We start from the raw sequence: 15,940 nt of genomic DNA on the forward strand, positions 1-15,940 counted from the left end.
ACGGGGCGTCCGCACGGGAGCCGGTCAGCCTGCGGCGCTCGCGGCGAGCGCGGGGTAGTCGGTGTAGCCCTGGCTGCCGCCCTCGTAAAAGAAGCGCGGATTCCAGGCGTTGAGCGAGGCGCGGGTGCGCAGCCGCTCGGGCAGGTCGGGGTTGGCGAGGAACTGCCGGCCGAAGGACAGCAAGTGGGCGCCGTCGGCAAGGGCCCGGTCGGCGGCGCCGAGCGTGGCGTCGGTGTCGAGCGGCCCTGTGCCGGCGTTGACGACGACGGTGCGCTGCCACCGGCGGCTCAGCTCGTGGACGAGGCCGAGGTCGCTGCCGGCGACGAAGTGGACGTGGCCGAGACCGAGTTCGTCGAGTCCGTCGAGCAGCACCGGGTACACCTCGGCGCGGTCCGGCTCGGCCATGTCGTTGAGCGGGAAGCCCGGGGAGAGCCGGATGCCGGTGCGTTCGGGCCCGACCTCCGTGGCGACGGCCCGGGCCACCTCGACGGCGAACCGGATACGGCCCTTGGCGTCGCCACCGTACTCGTCGTCACGCACATTGGTCACCGAAGACAGGAACTGGTGCAGCAGATATCCGTTCGCGCCGTGGATCTCGACACCGTCGAAGCCGATGTCGGTGGCCTTACGGGCGCAGCGCGTGAAGTCCTCGATGGTGGCGGCGATGTCATCGGCCGTCATGGGCCGCGGCATCGGGTAGCCGGGCTTGCCACGGAAGACACGGGCGGTGCCGTCGGCCTGGACGGCGGACGGCGCGACGGGTGTCTCGCCGTGCAGGTCGGGGTGGCTGATCCGGCCCGCGTGCATGATCTGGAGGTACATCCGCCCGCCCGCCCGGTGCACGGCGTCGACGACCTCGGCCCAGGCGCGGGCCTGTTCGGCGGTGTGCAGCCGGACGCTGTGGGCGTGCCCGACAGCGACCGGGCTCGGGTGAGTGGCCTCACTGATGACGAGTCCGGCGGCGGCCCGCTGCGCGTAGTACTCGGCCATGACGGGCAGCGGTGTGCCGTCGGCAGTGGTGCGGCCGCGGCCCATCGGGGACATGACGAGCCGGTTCGGCAGGGTGAGGCCGCCGAACGGGACCGGGTCGAACAGGCCGCTCATGCGCCGGCCTCGGCGACGGCTTCGATCCCGGTGATCGTCTCGGCGCCATCGTGGCTGATGTAGCGGCTGCGCACGAACCAGGTCCCGTCCCGGCGTTCGAGGACGTCCTCGGCGGTGGTGCTCAGGTACAGCCGGGATTCGCCGCCCTGCGGGGTCTCGAACACGACGGCGTAGTAGCGGGTGCGGACGACGTCGGGCTCGACGGGTTCCGCGGCGACCATGCCGAACCAGTGGCGGCGGGTCAGACCGCGTGCGGCGAGCGCGTCGATGCCCTTGCGCATGCCCTCGGCGATGTCCGCCCGGCCCCGCTTGACGCCGGGCTTGACGTTCTGGGCGAACATGCCGTCCTCGGTGAACTGCTCGGCCCACTCCTCCGCCCGGCCGGCGTCCAGCAACTGCGCGTGCCCGGCGTAGAACTGGATGATGGCCGCGTAGTCCAGGTCGGACACGGTCTTGGTGTCCGGCGGTGCGGTCCGCGTCACGGTCTTCCTCCTGTGCTTCGTGGGCGCCGGTCGGGGCGCTGAGTCCGGGCCAGGTTCTCCGCCTCCGGTGGAGTGGGCGTGGAGTCCGGCTCCACCCGGTCAGCCGGCCGACCGCAGCGGCACGGGCGCGCTGTCCGGCCCCGGCAGGTACACGGACTCCGCGACGGGTGCGGAGTTGAGCAGGTCCGCGTGCAGGTCCCGGATGCGGGCCGAGGGCTCCAGGCCGAGTTCGGTGCTGAGCGTGCGACGGAGCCCGGCGAACACATCCAGGGCGTCGGCGGTGCGCCCGGACCGGTAGAGGGCGATCATCAGCTGGGCGTGCAGGTTCTCGTACGTTGGGTACTGGCGGGTGAGCACGCTGAGTTCGCCGATGAGCCGGCAGTGGCGACCGATCCGCAGATCGGCGTCGATGCGCTGTTCGAGGGCGCCGAGCCAAGTCTCGCGCAGTCCGCTGAGCCGGGTGCGGAGCAGCGGTCCGCAGGTGACGTCGGCGAGTGCTTTGCCCGACCACAGGTCGAGGGCGCGGTGCAGCAGTTCGGACTCGCGGGCGTGGTCGCCGGCGAACCGGGCGAGGGAAGCCTGCTCGACGAGCTTCTCGAACTGGTGCAGGTCCAGTCGGCCGGGGCCGACGGCGAGGAGGTAGCCGCGGTCGCGGGTCTCCAGGTGCATCTCCGCGAGGGCGCTGGTGGCGGACGCGGCGCTTCTGAGCGTCTTGCGTATCTGCATCACATACGTCTGGAGCGTGGAGTGGGCGCTGTGCGGGGGCGAGTCCGCCCACAGCTCGTCCACGCATTCGTCGACGGTGACGACCTGCCCGGCGTGGAGCAGCAGGAGGGACAGGAGCTGACGCTGCTTCGGGGCTCGCGGGGTGACGTTCCGCAGGCCGACCGTGAGGGTAAGCGGTCCGAGAATCCGTGCGTACATCTGGCCTCCAGGGCTGGCCGGGTGGGGTACCGGCACCATGGTGTTCCCTGGACCTTGCGCCTCACCTTCGGCGGCCTTTCACCCGGGCGGGCGTTTCCTTTCGTGGGTCGTCGCAGGCCGCGGCCGTCATGAAGCCGCAACACTACGTTGCGGACACGTGCCTGCAATGATCGGGGGTGTTCTCCGCGGAGAACACCCCCGTCACTCCTTTCACCCCGTGAACCGCCCTCCGGATACGCCTCAGGCACTGCAGTCCGGAAAAAGTGCGCGAAGGCTGTCGGGCGCCTTGAACAGGCCGGTGCCGCCTCCGTCCGTGGGCTCTTCACCGGTCGGCACTCGGCGTTCCTGGCCGGGCGCGTGGCCGGAGCGCCTGCACAGTTCCTCGGCATGGGCGCGCAGGAGCAGCAGCCCCGACCTGTCCGCGACGGCTGCCGCGCGCATGCCGAGTTCGTATGCCTCGCGGGGCCGTCCGCCCGCGAGTTCGAGCCGGCCGAGGCCGATGAGCGAATGGGTCTCGGACTGCGGGTGGCCGATGCGTTCGGCGATGCCGAGGGTGCGGCAGAACTCCTCGCGGGCGTCGGCGGACCGGCCCCGGATGAGGTGCAGTCCGCCGAGGATGTTGCGGGCGTTGGCCTCCAGGGCGATGTAGCCATGGTCGCGGGCGATGACGACGGCACTCTCGGCGTGCTGGTAGGCGAGTCCGACCTGGTTGTTGCAGGCATAGACCTGGGCGAGCCCGTAGGAGGCGAGGACCGTGGAGTGCGGGGCGTTGAACTCATTGCTGAGGGACAGCGCGAGGCTGAGTCTGGCCATGGCCTCGTCCCATTCGCACAGGTCGGCGTGGACGGAGCCGAGCCGGGCCAGCACCTCTGGGCGGGAGCGCTGGACGCCGTCCTCGTCGAGGATGGCCGCGGCGTGACTGAAGTGGGCCTGGGCCGCCCGCAGTCGGCCCTGGCTGTGCCGGGCCATGCCGAGGTACATCAGCCCACGGGCCTCAACGTGCCGCAGCTTCAGCCGTCTGCTGATCTCCAGGCCGCGTTCCAGCAGGGTGACCGCGCTGTCGATGTGCTTGGTGGGCCGTTGGAGCTGGTTCATCGCGATGGCGTTGACGGTGACGGCCTCGAAGTCACGCACGCCGAGCCGGACGAACGTGCGGTGCGCCGCGCGTAGTTCGCGTGCCGCTTCCTGGAGCCGGTTGAGGCCCTGCAGGGCGAGTCCGACGCTGAGCCGCATCACGGCGGTGACCCGCTGGTCGCCGAGGGAGATCGCGGCGCGCAGCCCGGCCTGGGCGATGGTGAGCCAGTCGGTCTGGAGCCGGCCCAGGGTGAAGTAGCCGCGGAGCATGTCGACGAGGCGTACGCACACCTCGTCCAGCTTCTCGTCGGCCGCGCGGACCACGAGTGCGACGAGGTTGGACTGCTCGGCGCGCAGCCACGCCTGCGCGACCCGTGCGTCGATCTCGCGTCCCGGCACCTGCGGCTCGGACCGGAACACGCGCAGGAAACCCGGGTAGCAGGACTGCACGGCCTCGTCGGTGCGGTGCTGATACCAGCGGCACAGCCGGTTCAGGGCTTGACTACGGTCGGCGGGACCGTCCTCCTGGACGCTGCGCTCCGCCGCGTACAGTGCGATGAGGCTGTGGAAGCGGTACGTGTCTTGCGACTCGACCTCGATGAGCTGTGCCGCGGCGAGCTTGTCGAGGAGCTGGTCGGCCACTTGGGGTTCACAATCGGCGAGCTGAGCGGCGGTACTGGCGGTGAAGGCGATGTCTCCGACGACGCCGAGGAGCCGGAAGAACCGGCGGGACAGCGCGGGGAGCGCCTCGTAGGCGACGCTGAACGCGGCCCGAACGGCGGTCGAGGGGCTGTCGCCGAGGGCGAGGAGCTCCAGCGGGTCGCCCTCGCGCAGCGCCTTGACGAAGGATTCGACGGACCGCCAGGGCCGTCCGGCGAGGTGTCCGGCTGCGATGCGCAGGGCGAGCGGGAGTCTGCCGCACAGGTCGACGAGTTCGGCGACGGCCGTGCGGGAGAAGGTCTCCGGTGCCCGGCCGAGGACGGCGGTGACGACTTCCTCGCTCTCCTGCTGCGACAGCAGGTCGAGGCTGAAGCTGCGGGCGCCGTAGACAGCGACGAGGTCGGGCCGGTACTCGCGGTGCAGGGCGAGCACGGCGCAGCTCGACGAACCGGGCAGCAGATCGGGGACTTGTTCGCTGTCGTTGACGTCGTCGATGACGATGAGCACACGCCGGTCGGCCAGTCGGCTGCGCAGCACACCGGTGAGCTGGTGCCGTTCGGTGGGCAGCGCGGAGACGTCGGCGCCGGAGGAGTGCAGCAGCTCGGCGATGATGTCGTGGACGGGCCGCGTCCCGCCGCGGGCGTCGTGGAGGCGTACATACCACTGCCCGTCGGGGTAGGTTGAGCTGAGCCGGTGTGCGGCGCGCAGCGCGAGCGCGGTCTTGCCGATGCCGGGAGGGCCGACGAGACTGACGAGCGGTACGGCCGCGCGCTGGCGCGGGGTGAGCGCGGTGACGACCTCCTCCAGCAGCTCCTCTCGGCCGACGAAGTGGGTGGCCTCAGGCGGCAATTGCCTGTGCACCACCCAGGGCGCGCTGGGGTTGGTGGGCCGTACCCCTGCAGGCCGGTGGACCTCCCGTGCCGTGTCCGTAACGCTGGCGCCCGAGGGCCCGGGCTGAGGGGCGTGGAGTTCACCGGTCTCGGCGAGCAGTTGCCGGTGCAGTTCCTGCAGTTCCTGCCCCGGCAGCAGTCCGAGTTCGCGATCGAGCATCCGGTAGTAGTCGCGGTACTCCTCCAGGGCCGCGGCGACCTGCCCGGTGCGGTGCAGCGCCCGCATCAGGTACGCGCGCAGCCGTTCCCGTAAGGGGTGCTCGGCCGTGAGGGTGCGCAGCTGCGGGACGATGTCCGCACTGCCACCGAGGTCGTGGAGGAGCGCGAAGCGCCGTTCGACGAGGGTGAGGCGCTCCTCGCCGAGCTGCGGTACGACTTCGGTCTGGAGCGAGGCGGAGGGCACGGTCTCGAAGGGGTCACCACGCCATTCGGCGAGCGCCCGTTCGAGGGCGGCCAGTTCACGGGCGGTGTCTCCCTCGCCGCGGGCGGCGCGGGCCTCGTCGGCCGCGCGCCGGTAGCGGGTGAGGTCGAGGGCGGCCGGATCGATCGCGAGCCGGTAGCCGCCCGGATGGGTCTCGATGACCGGGCGGTCGCCGATGTCGAGTGACTCGCGCAGCAGCGCTCTCAGCCGGGTGGTGTGGACGTGCAGCGCGGCGCGGGTATCCCTGGGTGGCTGATCGTCCCAGAGTCTTCGGATGAGGTCGTCGGACGTGACCACCTGGTCGGCCCGCAGCAGCAGCGATGCGAGGAGCACCCGCTGCTTGGGAGAGGAAACCGTCAGGTCCCTTCCCCTCACGCGGACCGCCAAGGGCCCCAGTATTCGGAAGTCGTAGGTCGAAGCGTGTTCCCCGTTCAAGTGCACACCTGCCTGGTCGGTGCCCCTGTGCACGGTCGGCCGTGCACGGCGACACAGTAGAACGCAGTTGCGCACGAGACAGCAGCGATATGATCCAGGTCACATTCGAGGGGCGGGGCGCCTCAGTGTTCCGGACATTTTTAGTTGAATGTCCGCCACAGCGTTTGCGTCATGCGACCTTGTCGCCGTCAGTCTCCGCGGCCAGCCCGAAGCGCTGTGCGAGCAACTCGTAGGACCGCATGCGTTCGTGGGGCGCGTGGATCGTGGAGAGGACCATGAACTCGTCCACTTCCAGCGCCTCGGTCATGGACGTGAGCACCTTGTACACGTGGTCGGGGCCACCGACGACGCACCTCGGCCACTCGGCCACCTCGTCCGCGAGCGGTTCCACCTCACCGCGCAGCCCGTCGAGCGCGGCCTCCGGGGACGGCAGCGGCAGCAGCAGCCCGCGCCCCATGCGCAGCCGGAACAGCCGCTGACTGGCGAAGACCCGCTGGGCTTCCTCCTCGGTGGGCCCGCAGTACACGCCGACGCCGATCTGGACGCGTGGCCGGGACCCGTCGCGGCTGTCGAAGGCGGTGCGGTACGCCTCGACGACGGACCGGGTGACCTGCGGCCGACCGAAGTGGGCTATGGACACGGGCAACCCGAGCCGGGCGGCGAGTTCGGCGCTCTGCGGGCTGGCAACCAGTAGCCACACCTCGGGCGCCCCGGCGGTGGGCATCAGTTGGATACGCCCGTACGGATGCTCCTCGGGGAAGCCGCCGTGCAGGAACGCAAGCAGTTCGGCGAGCTTGCCAGGGAAGTCACCGTCGTCACCGCCGCCGGAGGAGGAGCCGGGAGCGAGAGCGTGCGCCTCGATACTGCTGGCGCCGATACCGCGGCCGATACCGAGGTCGATCCGACCGGGTGAGAGTGCGCCGAGCACCCGGAACACCTCGGCGACCTTCAGCGGGCTGTAGTGCGGCAGCAGCACCCCGCCGGAGCCGACACGGATACGGCTGGTCTCGGCCGCGACCCTGGCGGCCATGATCTCCGGAGCCGGGCCCGCGAAGGAGGGCGTTGCGTGATGCTCGGCCAGCCAGTAGCGGTGGTAACCGAGTTGGTCGGCGAGACGCGCCAACTCCAGGGAGTTGTGCAGGGCGGTGGCCGGAGTGGATCCCTCCGGCACGACGGACTGGTCCAGGACGGACAGTTTCACGCTGGTCTCCTTCACGATCGGGGCCGTAAGGAGGACGAAGCGATCAAGGGGTGGCGGTTCCGGCCGCGGTGTGCCGGAGGCGGGCGACGAGCGATGCCCAGCGGTCGTCGAACGAGGCGACGTCGAGCAGTCCCGTCAGCTCCTCACGGCAGCGGTCCTCGGCACGCTGACCGCGCTCAGCGCCGGCCGGCGTCAGCATGCAGTACACACCGCGCCGGTCGTGTTCGCAGGAGACCCGGGTTGTCAGGCCCTTGTTGTCCAGCCGGGTGACGAGCCGGCTCATGGACGACTGGTCGAGCCCGACCGCGGCCGACAGCTCCTGGACCCGGGTACCGCGCTCATGGCCGTGCCGCAACTCGATCAGCACCATCAGCTCGGGCAGCGAGATCTGGTACTCGCTCGCGAGCATCCTCTCCAGTGACTGGTTGAGCTGACCGACCATCAGCGTCAGCCGACGCCACAGGTCGAACTCGCCGGAACGCCCAGCGTGGTCATCGGCCGACATGTCCGCCTCCCCTTCGTTCGCTCCCCCTCCAGTATAGACGCCTCTATGCACGATCCATGTGTGCACATTCAATATCTGTTGCGCGTCCCGCCAAGCAGCCTGCCCCAACGATCCGTCACCCAGCAAGAGACCAAGAGACTTGGCCGAAAATTAGATGCAGGCACCCGCATTTATCTCTAATGTGGGAGCCCCAGAGAGCGCGGCGTTCTTCCGCGCCCGTCCCAGGGCGCATCCGCGCACGTCCCCGACTGCATCGACCCAGGCGGTACGCATGACACGTGGAACTCCCGAATCCTCCACAGCACCCGATACGACAACGGAGCCCTCGCAGACTGCTCCAGCGCCGGCGGAGACGACCGCCGCGGCGAGCGACAAACTCGACCCGGCGTTCATGCGCATGGCCGCTGTCCTGCTGCTGGCCTTGCTGATGGCACTGCTCGACGAGACCATCGTCAACGTCGGCGTCAAGACGCTGAGCGGTGAGTTCGGCTCGCCGCTCGCGACCGTCCAATGGGTCACCGCCGGCTATCTGCTCGCCGTCGCCGTCGCCACGCCGTTCGCCGGCTGGGCCGTCGACCGCTTCGGCGGGCGCACGATGTGGCTCGCCGCCGTTTCCCTGTTCGTGCTCGGCTCGGTGCTCTCCGGCTTCGCCTGGTCGATCGAGTCGCTCATCGTGTTCCGAGTGCTCCAGGGCCTCGGCGGCGGCATGATCGTGCCGGTCGTGCAGAGCGTCCTCGCGACGACGGCGGGACCCGCGCGAGTCGCCAAGGCCATGGCCCTGATCTCGCTGCCGCTCACTCTCGGCCCGATTCTCGGCCCTGTCCTCGGCGGTGTCCTCGTGGACGCGGTGAGCTGGCGCTGGATGTTCCTGATCAATCTGCCCATCGGCCTGATCGCCCTGCTGCTCGCGCTGCGCACCCTGCCCGCCGACCAGCACGCCGGCCGCCCCGAGGAGCGCCTCGACGTCCTCGGCCTCGCGCTCCTCTCCCCCGGCTTCGCCGCGTTGGTCTACGGCTTCACGACGGCCGCGCACTCCGGAGACGCCTCGTCCCCGAAGGTGCTGGTCGCCTTCGCCATCGGTGCGCTGCTGCTCGTCGGGTACGTGGTGCACGCGCTGCGCACTTCGGTCACTCCGCTCATCGACCTGCGCATGTTCACCAAGCGCGGCTTCACGATGGCCGTCATCACGATGTTCTTCGTCGGCGCCGTCGCCAACGCCCTGTTGCTCCTGACCCCGCTGTACTACCAGCAGTCCCGCGAGTTCGGCGCCCTGCACGCCGGCCTGCTGCTGATCCCCTCGGGCGTTCTCGGCGCCGCGGGCGCGATCACCTCCGGCAAGACCGCGAACAAGGTCACCGCGCGGTTGACCTCCACGGTCGGCATGCTGGTCACCGCGCTCGGCGCGCTCGCCTTCTCACAGATCGGCTCCAGCACGAACACCGCGTGGCTGTCCGTCGCGATCGGCCTCACCGGCTACGGCATCGGCCTGACCGCGCCCGGCACAATGGCGTTCATGTACAAGGCTGTCGGCGAGGCCAGCGCGCCGCGGGCCACCAGCGCGCTGTTCATCTTCAACCAGATCGGCGGAGCGCTCGGCATCGCGGCCATCGCGATCACCCTGCAGGAGCGGCTCGGTGACACGGACGGCCACCCCGCCGCGGCGTACGGCGATTCGTACTGGGTCATCATCGCCTTCAGTGTGATCGCGGCCCTCGCGGCCCTGGTCCTACCCGGCTCCTTCCGCGCGGAGCCCCCACAGGAGCAGCAGCCCGACAGCACGCAGACCACGGCCCCCCAGTCCACCCCCGCCTGATCCACGAACCACCGCCTCCCCTGCCACCGGCCCGTCCAGAACGCCTCTGGGCGGGCCGGTGGCGTTCGCGGCGCGCCCCAACATCGCTGGACCAGAAATCCAGCGCCCCCACCTACACCTGGGAATCCACCCGCTACCGCCCGCGAGGAACGATGAAGGCACTGGTCACCACCAACCTGGACCCGCTGACCCTGGAGCTGCGCTCCGTACCCGACCCCCGCCCCCGCCCGGACGAGGCACTGGTCGAGGTCCACGCGACGGCCCTGAACAGGGCCGACCTCCTCCTCGCGGTGCGCCGCCCGGTCGGCTCCGGTCTCGGCCTGGACGTCGTCGGCACGGTCCTGCGCGCCGCGTCCGATGGCAGCGGCCCACCCACCGGCGCCCGCGTCACCGGCCTGGCCGCGAACGACGCCTGGGCGGAACTCGCCGCGGTCCGCACCGACCGCCTGGCGGTCATCCCTGACGCGGTCACCGACACCGACGCGGCCACCCTCCCTGTCGCCGGTCTCACGGCCCTCTACGCGCTCCGGAAAGCCGGCTGGCTCCTCGGCAAGCACACCCTCGTCACCGGCGCGAGCGGCGGCGTCGGCCGTGTGGCCGTGCAACTGGCCCGCGCGGGCGGCAGCGAGGTGACCGCCTGGGTCGGTTCCCCGGCCCGCGGCACGGGCCTCGCCGACTTCGGCGCCGAGGTCGTCGCCGGCTACGACGAGCCGCCCACCGCTGGCGTCGACATCCTCGTCGACAGCGTCGGAGGCGAGGTGTTCAGCACCGGCTACCGGCTCCTGCGCCGCGGCGGCGTCGCGACCGTCTTCGGCAACACGGTCCGCGCCGAGCTGCGCCTGCCCGCCGACTGGGGCCACGCCCGACCGGGCGTCCGCATCGAGTACCTGTTCCTGCTCGACGAGGTCACCCGACGCGACGTACCGGCAGACCTGACCCTCCTCCTGGACCTGGTCGCCACCGGAAAGCTCGTGGCCGAACCGGGTCTGCTCACACCCTGGACCGATCCGCAGCGCGCGATCGGCGCGCTGTACTCCCGCGAGGTCAACGGCAAGGTCGTCCTGTCCATGTGACCCGCGGATGCCGCGACCCTCCGTCCTGCCGCGTCACCCACCCCGTCACCGCACCACGAGGTTCCCATGCGACTGATCAGTTACCACGAGCACGGCTCCCCCGATGTCCTGCGTGTCGAGGACGCCCCGGTCCCCAGCCCGGGCCCCGGCCAACTGCTGCTGCGCACCGAGGCCGTCGGCGTCAACTTCATCGAGACCCAGATGCGCGGCAACACCGCCCCGTTCCCGTCCCCGTTGCCCGGCCGCCCCGGCGGTGATGTGGTGGGCCGGGTCGAGGTACTTGGCCCGGAGACCGACGGCCCGGCGCCGGGCACCCGGGTCGCGGCGTTCGGCGTGCCCGCCGCGTACGCGGACCAGGTCGTCGTCGAGGCCGAGCGCGTCCTCATCGTGCCCGAGGGGATCGACGCGGCCACCGCGACCGCCCTCGGATCCACCGCGCAGACCGCGTGGAGCGTTCTCGACGCGGCCCGTGTCGCCAAGGGCGACACGGTGCTCGTGCATGCCGCGGCCGGCGCGATCGGACATCTCGTCACCCAGCTCGCGAAACTTCGTGGGGCGGGGCGGGTCATCGGCACGGTCGGCTCGCCGGCGAAGGCCGACTTCGTCCTCGCGCACGGCGCGGACGACGTCATCGACTACCGGCAGCCCGACTGGGCCGACAAGGTCCGCGAACTCACTGGCGGCCAGGGTGTCGACGTGGTGCTCGACAGCGTCGAGGGCGCCGTGTTCAAGGACGGCTTGAAGCTGCTCAAGCCGTACGGGCGGCTCGTCTACTACGGCTTCGCGGGCGCCGACGGCGAGGTGGCGAAGGTGGCGATGACCGAACTCCTCGGTCTCACCTACGTGGTGGGCACCTCGCTCGATGCCTGGGCCAAGGCCGACCCGACGCGCGTCGCCGAAGCGCGCGCGGAGCTGGTGCGCATGGTGGCGTCGGGCGATCTGCGCGTCGCCGTGCACGCCACGCTGCCGCTGACCGAGGCGGCCGAGGCCCACCGGGTCATCGAGAACCGTACCCAGCTGGGCCGTGTCGTCCTCGTCCCCTGAGCCCAGAGCAAGCCCGGAGGGAGCCCGTCCAATGACGCAGAGAACGCAGCAGTCCGATCCGCCCGGCACACCGTTGCCGACCGCCGTGCCCGACGAGACCGTCCCCGTCCTCATCGCGGGGGCGGGCCCCGGCGGCCTCAGCGCGGCCGTCTTCCTCGGCCTGCACGGCGTACCGGCCCTGGTGGTAGAGCGGCACCCGAGCACGTCGACCGCGGTGAAGGCCACAGGCCAGTACCCGCACACGATGGAGGCCCTGGCCATCGCGGGCGCCGCCGAGACCGTACGGGAGCGGGGGCGCGCGTACCGCAGCGACTTCCACATGGTCGTCGCGAAGACCCTCGCGGGTCCCGTACTGCGCACGCTGATGAGCGGCGACCAGCTGAGCATGCGGCACGTCTCGCCAGAGGACTGGGGCACCGCGAGCCAGTCCGCCGTGGAGGGCGTGCTCGCGGACCGGGCGGCGGAACTTGGCGCCCGGCTGCGTTTCTCGACCCGGCTGATGTCGATCACCCAGGACGCCGACGGGGTCACAGGGATCGCCGAGCACACGGAAACCGGGGAGCAGCGCGTCATCCGGGCGAAGTACCTGGTAGCGGCGGACGGCTGGCGCAGCGGCATCCGGCAGTCCCTCGGCATCGCGATGCGCGGCCGGGGCACGGTCGGCAAGGTGCTGCGCGTCCTGTTCGAGGCCGATCTGAGCGAGCCGCTGTCCCACACGGACGGCGCCGCCGACGGCCGCCGGTTCACCGCACTGCACGTGGGGCACGCGGTCCTGTTCAACACCGAGGTCCCCGGCCTGTACGGGTATTTCCGCAACCTCACGCCCGAGCTGCCGGACGGCTGGTGGACGAACAGGGACACCGTCGCCGCGCAGATCGGTTCCGACCTCGGTATCCCGGACACCCCGCTGAAGATCGAGGAGATAGGCGAGACGGAGATCTCCTGTGGTGTCGCCGAACGCTTCCGCGATGGCCGGGTGCTGCTCGTCGGTGACGCCGCGCATGTGATGCCGCCGACCGGTGGCATGGGTGGCAACACCGCCTACCTGGACGGTCTTTACCTCGGCTGGAAGCTCGCGGCAGTGCTGAACGGCACGGCGGGCGAGGCGCTGCTCGACAGCCACGAGGCCGAGCGCCGCCCGTACGCCGAGGAACTGGTGGAGCAGCAGTTCGCCAACCTCGTGGACCGTATCTCGCCTGAACTCGCGGACAAGTCCCTGGCCGCGCCGCTGCCGCCGCCGGTCATGGCGTTCGGTTACCGCTACCCGAAGGGGGCCGTGCTCAGCGAGCCGCATGACGACGGCGAGTTGTTCGAGGATCCCGCCCGGCCCACCGGCCGTCCCGGCTCCCACGCCCCGTACGTCCCTCTCACCCGGGCTGACGGCTCAGCCACCTCGACGACGGCTCTTTTCGGGCACGCGTTCGTGCTCCTCACCGGGCCCGACGGGGCGGCATGGACCGAGGGCGCCTCCGCCTCAGCGGACGCCCTCGGCGTGGCCGTCCAGGTGCACCGCGTCGGGCCCGGTACCGAATTGCTGGACGCCGAGGGGGCGTTCGCCGACGCGTACGGCATCGGCTCCGACGGGGCCTCTCTGGTGCGGCCCGACCGGTTCGTGGCATGGCGGTCCGCGGGAGCGCACCCGGACCCGGCCGCCGAGATCGAGCGCGTGCTGCGGCACGTACTGCACCGGCCCGTGCACTGAACGGCCCGCTTCTCGAACCGCACCGAACCTCCCTGATAGCCGTGGCGAAAGGACTCAGCATGGCAGTGGCAGAAGCAGCCGCTCACAACGAGAACGCGAAGGCGGAGGACCGGCGGGTCGCTCTGGTCACCGGTGGCACGAGCGGTATCGGCCTCGCCGTCGCCGAACTGCTCGCGGAGCAGGGGCACGCGGTGTTCCTGTGTGGCCGGGACGGCGCGACGGTCGCCGCCGCCGTGGACAAACTGCGCGGCCGTGGCTTCGAGGCCGACGGCGTCGCCGCCGACGTCACGTCGAAATCGGACATCCAGCGCCTGGTCCGCTCCACGGTGGACCGCTTCGGCCCCATCCACGTCCTCGTCAACAACGCGGGGCGAGGCGGTGGGGGGATGACCGCCGAACTCCCCGACGAGCTTTGGGAGGCGGTCATCGAGACCAACCTCAACAGTGTCTTCCGCATCACCCGCGAGGTGCTGTCCCACGGCGGCATGCTGGAACGCGGCCACGGCCGTGTCATCAACATCGCCTCCACCGGCGGCAAGCAGGGCGTCGAACTGGCCGCCCCGTACTCCGCGTCGAAGCACGGCGTCATCGGATTCACGAAGGCGCTCGGCAAGGAACTCGCGCAGTCCGGGGTCACCGTGAACGCGGTCTGTCCCGGCTATGTGGAGACCCCGATGGCAGCCCGGGTGCGCCAGGGTTACGCGGCGCACTGGGGCACCACGGAGGACGAGGTCCTGACGAAGTTTCAGGCGAAGATCCCCCTCGGCCGCTACTCGACCCCCGAGGAGGTCGCGGGCCTGGTCGGCTACCTCGCCGGCGACCTGGCCGCCTCGATCACGGCTCAGGCCCTGAACGTGTGCGGCGGTCTGGGTAACTACTGACGGCGGCCGGGTCGAGGGCGGGGGCGGGGGCGGGGAGCGTGGTCCCGCCCCCGACCCGTGAGCGTCCCGGACCGAGCACGCCCTGAATCCCGGGCGCAGCCTACGGATGCCGGGGGCAGCGCCCCCGGCAGAAACGAGGGACCTTGATCAGGTACTACACGGCGGACCGGCTGATCACCGGCGATCGGGGCAGATGCATCCGGGACGGCGGAGTGCTGGTGGACGACGGCCTGATCCGATGGGCAGGGCCCGACAAGGAGGTGCCGCGGCGGCTGCGGAGGGAGAGCGAGCATGTGGCGCTCGGACCGCTCACGCTGCTGCCCGGGCTCATCGACAGCCATGTCCATCTGGCGCTGGACGGCACGCCCGGCGCCATGGACCGGGTGCGGACGGCCTCCCAAGACGAGTTGTACGCGCAGATGCTGCGCAACGCGGCCGAGTTGCTGTGCGCGGGCGTGACCACCGCCCGGGACCTCGGCGCGCCCGGCGGTCTCGGTGTGCGCGTCCGCGACACGATCCGCTCGGGCCTCGCTCCCGGGCCCGAACTGGTGGTGTCCGGAGCGCCGCTGACCGTGCCGCACGGGCACTGCTGGTTCATGGGTGGGGCCGGCGTCGGCGAACAGGCGTTGCGGCAGGTGGTACGGGAACAGATCCGCGCCGGTGTCGACGTCATCAAGGTCATGGCGACCGGCGGGGCGCTGACGCACGGTTCGGCCGCATGGGAGGGGCAGTTCACGGAGGCGGAGCTTGCGGCGGTCTTCGACGAGGCGACGCGTGCGGGTCTGCCCGTCGCCGCGCACGCGCACGGTACGGAGGGGATAGCAGCCTCCCTGCGGGCCGGGGTGCACACCATCGAGCACTGCAGCTTCCTCGACGCGTCCGGCGCGATCGTCCCGGATCACGGCCTCATACGCCGGCTCGCCGCGAAGGGCGTTTATGTCTGTCCGACCATCAGCGTCCGCTTCACCAAGCACTGGGACCGACGCACCCCGGACCGACTGCCCGCCCTGCCGGCCCTGTACCGGCAGGGCGTCCTTGTCGTCGCGGGCACCGACGCGGGCACCGACGGCGCGCCTCACCGCGCGTACGTCGAGGGCCTGATCGGCATGGCCCGGCTCGGTCTGCCGCCCGCGGAGATCCTGGAGGCCGCGACGTCCCGCGCGGCCCGCGCCCTGCGCGTCGAGACGCTGACTGGCCGGATCGCACCCGGCCTGCGCGCCGACCTCATAGCGGTCGAGGGCGACCCGCTGCACGACGTCACGGCCCTGCGGGCCCTGCGCCTCGTCGTCGCGAGGGGACAGGAAGTCCGCTCACCGTCCCAACCGCTCCACACCGACGAGTGGGTGCAGTGAGCGGTTCGGATGGCCTACGCGCACCGTGGGCTGGCCGGGCTGCAGACATGGCCCGGCATGTGTACGAGCACGAAGCGTTCGGCCGTACGAGCACAGTGCCGGGGCTTGGAGCCGCGCTCTGTCGCGTCTCCACCGCCACCGGCGACGCTTCCCTCATGCATGGTGAACCCGAACGCCCCACGCCCGGAACATCACCGGCTCCGTCCCCGGACGACCTGGCCCTCCCGCTGGCCTGTGCCCTGTTCGCCCAGGACGCCATGTGGGCCGCTGCCCGTCTCCTGGGGCTCCCCCCGGACCCCGCCCCACCGTCTCATGACTTCTCCCCATACGCTCGCACGCTCGGCGTCTGAGCGGGAGGGGCCGCGCCATCCAGCTCGCG

The 15,940-nt window shown here is 71.1% G+C and carries 12 protein-coding genes; 6 read left to right on the forward strand and 6 right to left on the reverse strand.

Annotated elements, in window-relative coordinates:
• Positions 1 to 24: 24 nt before the first annotated feature.
• The 6 genes from I2W78_RS08810 to I2W78_RS08835 all read right to left on the reverse strand — a co-directional run bounded on the left by I2W78_RS08810 (position 25) and on the right by I2W78_RS08835 (position 7,696).
• Positions 25 to 1,104 carry an alkene reductase gene (locus I2W78_RS08810; RefSeq protein WP_196458462.1) on the reverse strand — a complete coding sequence of 360 codons (1,080 nt, stop codon included), beginning with the start codon at positions 1,102 to 1,104 and terminating at the stop codon, positions 25 to 27.
• Positions 1,101 to 1,586 carry a nuclear transport factor 2 family protein gene (locus I2W78_RS08815; protein WP_196458464.1) on the reverse strand — a complete coding sequence of 162 codons (486 nt, stop codon included), beginning with the start codon at positions 1,584 to 1,586 and terminating at the stop codon, positions 1,101 to 1,103. The genes I2W78_RS08810 and I2W78_RS08815 overlap by 4 nt, the downstream gene beginning before the upstream one ends.
• Positions 1,587 to 1,685: 99 nt before the next feature.
• Positions 1,686 to 2,510: an AfsR/SARP family transcriptional regulator gene (locus I2W78_RS08820; RefSeq protein WP_196458466.1), complete on the reverse strand. Its 825-nt coding sequence runs from the start codon at positions 2,508 to 2,510 to the stop codon at positions 1,686 to 1,688.
• 240 nt (positions 2,511 to 2,750) lie between these two features.
• Positions 2,751 to 6,023 (reverse strand): AfsR/SARP family transcriptional regulator, encoded by a 3,273-nt coding sequence (locus tag I2W78_RS08825; RefSeq protein WP_307783645.1) that lies wholly within the window; start codon positions 6,021 to 6,023, stop codon positions 2,751 to 2,753.
• Positions 6,024 to 6,159: 136 nt separating this feature from the next.
• Entirely contained in the window at positions 6,160 to 7,191 is a 1,032-nt protein-coding gene (locus I2W78_RS08830) for an LLM class flavin-dependent oxidoreductase (RefSeq protein ID WP_307783646.1), read from the reverse strand.
• Positions 7,192 to 7,234: 43 nt separating this feature from the next.
• Positions 7,235 to 7,696 (reverse strand): MarR family winged helix-turn-helix transcriptional regulator, encoded by a 462-nt coding sequence (locus I2W78_RS08835; RefSeq protein WP_196458472.1) that lies wholly within the window; start codon positions 7,694 to 7,696, stop codon positions 7,235 to 7,237.
• Between the two features lie 391 nt (positions 7,697 to 8,087).
• Between I2W78_RS08835 and I2W78_RS08840 the strand changes: the two genes are divergently transcribed.
• The 6 genes from I2W78_RS08840 (at position 8,088) to I2W78_RS08865 (ending at position 15,561) form a co-directional block, all read left to right on the forward strand.
• Positions 8,088 to 9,509, forward strand: coding sequence for a DHA2 family efflux MFS transporter permease subunit (locus tag I2W78_RS08840; RefSeq protein WP_230885379.1), 1,422 nt, complete (start codon positions 8,088 to 8,090; stop codon positions 9,507 to 9,509).
• Between the two features lie 152 nt (positions 9,510 to 9,661).
• Positions 9,662 to 10,582, forward strand: a complete 921-nt coding sequence (locus I2W78_RS08845) for a zinc-binding dehydrogenase (RefSeq protein WP_196458476.1) — start codon at positions 9,662 to 9,664, stop codon at positions 10,580 to 10,582.
• A gap of 66 nt (positions 10,583 to 10,648) precedes the next feature.
• Complete coding sequence (locus I2W78_RS08850; protein ID WP_196458478.1) at positions 10,649 to 11,626, forward strand: quinone oxidoreductase family protein; 978 nt, start codon at positions 10,649 to 10,651, stop codon at positions 11,624 to 11,626.
• Between the two features lie 31 nt (positions 11,627 to 11,657).
• Complete coding sequence (locus tag I2W78_RS08855; protein ID WP_196458479.1) at positions 11,658 to 13,328, forward strand: FAD-dependent monooxygenase; 1,671 nt, start codon at positions 11,658 to 11,660, stop codon at positions 13,326 to 13,328.
• 59 nt (positions 13,329 to 13,387) lie between these two features.
• Positions 13,388 to 14,209 (forward strand): 3-oxoacyl-ACP reductase FabG, encoded by an 822-nt coding sequence (gene fabG, locus I2W78_RS08860; RefSeq protein WP_196458481.1) that lies wholly within the window; start codon positions 13,388 to 13,390, stop codon positions 14,207 to 14,209.
• A 143-nt stretch (positions 14,210 to 14,352) separates the two neighbouring features.
• Positions 14,353 to 15,561 carry a metal-dependent hydrolase family protein gene (locus I2W78_RS08865; RefSeq protein ID WP_196458483.1) on the forward strand — a complete coding sequence of 403 codons (1,209 nt, stop codon included), beginning with the start codon at positions 14,353 to 14,355 and terminating at the stop codon, positions 15,559 to 15,561.
• The last annotated feature ends 379 nt before the right edge of the window (positions 15,562 to 15,940 follow it).

The organism is Streptomyces spinoverrucosus, assembly GCF_015712165.1.
GTDB classification, from domain to species: Bacteria; Actinomycetota; Actinomycetes; order Streptomycetales; family Streptomycetaceae; genus Streptomyces; species Streptomyces spinoverrucosus_A.

What these genes read in the sequence shown, in the direction of transcription:
- I2W78_RS08835 (WP_196458472.1), bottom strand. Translation starts at nt 7,696, where the DNA reads ATGTCGGCCGATGACCACGCTGGGCGTTCCGGCGAGTTCGACCTGTGG.
- I2W78_RS08820 (WP_196458466.1), bottom strand. Translation starts at nt 2,510, where the DNA reads ATGTACGCACGGATTCTCGGACCGCTTACCCTCACGGTCGGCCTGCGG.
- fabG (WP_196458481.1), top strand. Translation starts at nt 13,388, where the DNA reads ATGGCAGTGGCAGAAGCAGCCGCTCACAACGAGAACGCGAAGGCGGAG.
- I2W78_RS08855 (WP_196458479.1), top strand. Translation starts at nt 11,658, where the DNA reads ATGACGCAGAGAACGCAGCAGTCCGATCCGCCCGGCACACCGTTGCCG.
- I2W78_RS08845 (WP_196458476.1), top strand. Translation starts at nt 9,662, where the DNA reads ATGAAGGCACTGGTCACCACCAACCTGGACCCGCTGACCCTGGAGCTG.
- I2W78_RS08810 (WP_196458462.1), bottom strand. Translation starts at nt 1,104, where the DNA reads ATGAGCGGCCTGTTCGACCCGGTCCCGTTCGGCGGCCTCACCCTGCCG.
- I2W78_RS08850 (WP_196458478.1), top strand. Translation starts at nt 10,649, where the DNA reads ATGCGACTGATCAGTTACCACGAGCACGGCTCCCCCGATGTCCTGCGT.
- I2W78_RS08840 (WP_230885379.1), top strand. Translation starts at nt 8,088, where the DNA reads ATGCGCATGGCCGCTGTCCTGCTGCTGGCCTTGCTGATGGCACTGCTC.